Raw genomic sequence first — 5,361 nt, 5'->3', positions numbered from 1 at the left:
GATAAATGCTGGGTTTGGCTTACGCAATTAAAGCATTGCACATACGTCCTGCCTGCGCCTACGGCTTCATTGTACCCGATACCCCTTTTGTTTGTCAAGGGGTAATCTGGAGGTGGGCGCGACCCACCCTACACCGATGCAATTTAACTGTAAAAGCAACTGAGGGAGAAACGCGATCGCGGGGGGGGTGGTGTAACCGAAAGGATGAGTTTTGGGAATCCTAAAGTTGAGATCCGATTCGCACAACATCAGGGACAGAGCATCTACATCATCATTTGCGCCACTGTTCCCCCTAGACACAAGAGTCTCAACCGAAATTATGATGTTTCTCGTTCCTCTCCCCGTTTATCTCCTGAGTGCGGTTCCTTCACCGCCTGCGGAAAACATGCCCGATCGCGCGCCAGGTGGGGCGATGGTTGCTCAAACCATTGTTCCTGCAGATGATGGAACCGGTACGGTAGTCGGTTCCCAGGGCGATCGCATCCAGATTACTGGGGGGTCGCGATCGCGGGATGGGGGTAATTTATTCCACAGTTTCGATCGCTTTAATCTCGATCGAGGTCATACAGCTAATTTTCTCTCTTCACCGGAAATTCAAAACATTTTTAGTCGCGTCACCGGGGGCGATGCATCGGTAATTAACGGGACGATTTCCGTTATTGGCGGGGGGTCTAATTTATTTCTAATTAATCCCGCCGGGATTCTGTTTGGTTCCGATGCGCGGTTAAATGTACCGGGAGATTTTGCGGCGATCGCGGCGACGGGAATGGGGTTTGGCGACCAATGGTTTGCCACAATTGGCGATAATAATTGGGCAGAGTTAGTGGGAGAACCGAGTCAATTTGCGTTTGGTTTACCACAGGCAGGGTCGATTGTCAACTTAGGCAATTTATCTGTTTTGCCGGGAGGGGATGTGACCTTGATGGGAGGGACGGTACTCAATGCGGGGAAGATATCTGCGCCCGGGGGAAGGATTACCCTGGCGGCGGTTCCGGGTGAGAGTGCGATTCGCATCTCTCGATCGAATCACCTGCTGAGTTTAGAGATTGAGTCTGCAGCGGCGATCGCCCGGAGTGTTTCTGGGACGCTGACGCCCCTTTCTTTACCGCAATTGCTGGCGGGAGGCGGCGTTGGGGGCGAGACTCGGGCGATCGCCAACCCGGATGGCACAATTGCGATTTCCGGATCGGGAATCGAGATCGACCCGCAGACTGGGGATGCGATCGCCTCGGGTACTTTAGATGTATCCGGAGATCGGGGGAGTAATGCGAGGGCACAAGTGAATGTATTGGGGAATCGGGTGGCGGTATTGGATGGGAGAATCGATGCATCCGGTGCCACTGGTGGGGGAGAAATCCGCATCGGCGGCGACTGGCGCGGTTCAGATGCGCTTCCCCAGGCGGATCGCGCGGTGGTCGATCGGGAAAGCGAGATAGTGGCCAATGCGAGATATCATGGCGATGGGGGGAGAGTTATCGTGTGGTCCGACAACCAGACGCAGTTTGCGGGAACCATTCGGGCGACGGGGGGCGATCGCGGCGGAAATGGCGGCGTGGTGGAAGTGTCGGGGAAAGAGTTCCTGCAGTTTTCTGGAGGAGTGGATACATCTGCACCCGCCGGATCTGTGGGTACTTTGCTTCTGGACCCGAAAAATATTACGATCGCCGCACAGGGAAGTGATGCGATCGCGCCTAATGATGGATTTGGGGAACAAGTCGGCACTACCGCTACGATTGCGGGTGCGGATCTCGCCGCCGCTATCGATTTGGCCAGCGTCACCTTACAGGCGAATAACGATATTATAATTGACGATACGATTACCGCCAGTACGCCGGGACATGGACTCACCTTGCAGGCGGGACGGTCTATCTCCTTTACACAACAGGGAAAAATTACCTTAGCGGGGGGAGATTTTACGGCGATGATTAACGATGCAAGTGCGATTGCGAGCGATCGCGATTTGGGGGCAAATCCGCAATTTCTGATGAATGCGGGGTCGCAAATTATCACCAATGGCGGGAATATTACCCTCAGTCGCGGCAATCTGGTGGGGGGTAATGTGGGCAATGTGAGTCTGTCTGGCGCGACTCTAGATTCCGGAACTGGCAATATCGCGATCGTAGGTGATGCGGTAACGGGACATGGGATTCATCTGGATAACCAGACTGTAGTTCAATCCTCTGATGGGACGATTTCCCTCACGGGGACTGGGGACGCGAGTGGGACGAATCTCACTAGTAACTATGGGATTTATATCCGCAATGGGAGTATCGTCGAATCCACCGGGATTGGGGAAATTATCCTGAATGGAACCGGGGGTAGCGGGACGGATTTTAATTACGGAATTTGGATTCGCGGGAACAATACGCGCGTGAGTTCCACCGATGGGAACTTAACCCTGAATGGCACTGGTGGCGGAATTGGGACGGACAATCACGGGGTTTATTTGTTGAATAGTCAGGTGGAATCCAGTGGAACGGGAAGCGTGCGGTTGCGGGGAATTGGCGCGAGTGGAACTAATGTGAATTACGGGATATTGGTGCGCGGAATGGATGCGCGGGTATCGGTGGCGGAGGGGAATTTGGATTTTCTGGGGACCGCAATGGGAAGCGGGACGAGCAATATCGGCATTTACTTGGATAACGGGACGGTAGTATCTTCGGGAAGTGCGAATTTGCAGTTTGCCGGTACCGGCGCGGGAGGTGCGCCGGGAGTGAGGGTGCGCGATGGGGCGATCGCGGCGCAGTCGGGTGCGATCGCCTTGTCGGGGGATGAAATCGATCTGGAAGGAACCACGGAAGTGAGGGGTCAGGGTAGGGTTCAGTTGCAACCTCTCGACCCGACGGTGGGGATATCTGTGGGAGGGACAGTATCCGATGGGCGGTTGAATCTGGATGACAGCGATATCGCCACCTTACAACCGGGATTCGACCAGATTGTGGTGGGGTCGGATATAGGGAGTGGCGCGATCGCCTTAGCGGGGGATGTGACTGTCAGTGACTCGATTCGCCTTCAGTCTCCCAATCCGGGCGGGGAGATAAATACTACCGGATATACCCTGAGTGCTACCGGGGCGATCGCCTTAGAGGCGGCGGGGGATATTGCTACTGGGCCGATTTCTACCTTACAAAGTAGTGGCGCGATCGCGATTTCCAGTGAAAATGGCAGGATCGATACCAGCGGTGGCACTTTAGACACCAGCGCCACAGGAAATGCCGGGAATATCTCCCTTTCTGCGCCAGTGCGAGTGTCCGTGGGAAATATCGATTCCACCGGATTAGGGAATAGCGGGAATCTGGAAATTACCAGCAGCGAAATCGATTTTCGCGGAACCTCCGTGCGCGGACAAGGGGTAATTCGCTTGCAAACTGATGACCCTTCTCGCGATATTGCGATCGCCAATAGCGATAACAGCAGCGCCGCCTTAGATTTAACCGCCATAGAACTGCAAACCCTGCACCCGGATTGGGGGGAAATTATTATCGGTCAATCCGACAGTACCGCCACCATTACCCTGCATCCATTTAACTTTGAAAGTCCGGTTTCGTTGTTGGGCGGGTCTACTTTAATTGGGAGCGATCGCGCCACGGATTGGAAGATTACCAATCCCGACAGTGGCACTCTCAGCGGATTCCAATCGACCCTCTCTTTTACCAATATCGAAAACCTCACCGGCGGAACCCTGAGCGACTCCTTTATTTTTACCAATAATGGTCGCATTAGCGGCAATCTGGACGGCGTAGACGGAACCGACACCTTAGACTATTCCAATGCCAACTTTAACGCCACCATTAATTTAGCCACCCAAAGCGCTACTGGTATAGGCGGAACCCTGAGCAGCGTAGAAAATTTCCTGGGAAATACCACAGCTTACAATACCCTGATTGGCCCAAATTCGGAGAACAGTTGGAACCTGACCGATATCCATCAAGGCACGGTAGGCACTGTCAGTTTTTCGGGCATCCAAACCCTGCAAGGTGGCAATCAAACCGATAAATTTGTCCTCGCACCGGATGCTACATTCTCCCAAATTAACGGCGGAGATGGCAATAATACCCTAGTTGCTGCCGATACTGCCAATATTTGGGAAATTAACGCTACCGATAGCGGCATCCTGAATAGCACCACAAAGTTTTCCCAAATTCAAAACTTGACAGGTGGCGCAATTGATGACACATTTAAGTTTAGGAATAATGCCCGCATCAGCGGCAACTTGTTCGGGGTGGGCGAAACCGATAAGCTGGACTATTCTAATGCGACTTTTGACGTAACCGTGAATTTAGCCCAACAAAGCGCCAGCGGTGTTGGCGGGACGATTAGCAGTATCGAATCCGTGGTGGGAAATCCGCTGCAGTCGAATACTCTGATGGGCGACAATAGCGAGAATAATTGGACGATTGGCAATTTTAGCGGAACCGTGGGCGGGGTAAATTTTTCCGAGTTTCAAACCCTGCGCGGGGGAAGCAAAGCGGATAATTTTAGCCTCGCAGCAGATGCCAACCTGTCGCAAATTGTAGGCGGCGATGGGAACAATACTCTAGTGGCGGCGGATATGGCCAATGTTTGGGAAATTATTGGAGTTAATTCCGGAATGCTGAATAGTAAAATTTCCTTTTCCCAAATCCAAAACTTAACCGGCGGGAATGTAGACGATACCTTTAAGTTTGCGGGAAATGGTCGCATTGATGGAAATTTGCAGGGAGTGGCAATTAGCGATACTCTGGATTATTCCAATTACAATAATGATGTTACCGTGAATTTAGCAGAAAACCGCGCCACTGGGGTGGGAGGTCAGATTAGCAGCATCGAATCTGTGGTGGGAAATCCGGTGCAAGATAATAAAGTAGTGGCGGGGAATACAACCAATATTTGGACGCTGACGGGAACGAATCGCGGGAGGATTAATGGGGTGAGTTTCGAGTTCGTGCAAAATTTGACTGGCGGTTCTTTGGACGATACCTTTGTATTTGCGGATGGGTCTCGGGTGACGGGATTGGTGGATGGCGGAACTGGCGGATACAATACTTTGGACTACAGCGGTTATACCGGTCCGGTGACGGTGGATATCGCGGGGGGAACCGCTACCGCCACTGGGGGAATTGTGAATATCCAAGCAGCAATTACCCCGCCTCCGGTGTCGCCAGAAGCGCCGATAGAGGAAGCGCCGGTAGAGGAAGCGCCGGATGAGAGTGAGGCGGAAGCGCCGGTAGAGGAAGCGCCGGATGAGAGTGAGGCGGAAGCGCCGGTAGAGGAAGCGCCGGATTCCGGTGAGGGAGAGGGTGAAGCGCCAGAAGCGATCGCACCCGAACCGGTAGTATCAGAGAAACCTGCGCCAGAAGCGATCGCACCCGAACCGGTAGT

General features: G+C 53.2%; 1 protein-coding gene. It reads left to right on the top strand.

The window, feature by feature from the left end:
* Positions 1–319: 319 nt before the first annotated feature.
* On the top strand, positions 320–5,361 hold a 5,042-nt coding region (locus tag LKK83_RS03335), incomplete at its 3' end, for a beta strand repeat-containing protein (protein WP_324629424.1).

The organism is Phormidium sp. CCY1219 (assembly GCF_035615515.1).
In the GTDB taxonomy this organism is placed as follows: Bacteria; Cyanobacteriota; Cyanobacteriia; order Cyanobacteriales; family Laspinemataceae; genus CCY1219.
Note: the sequence above shows the minus strand (reverse complement) of the source record. Positions and strands in the feature narration are given on the sequence as shown.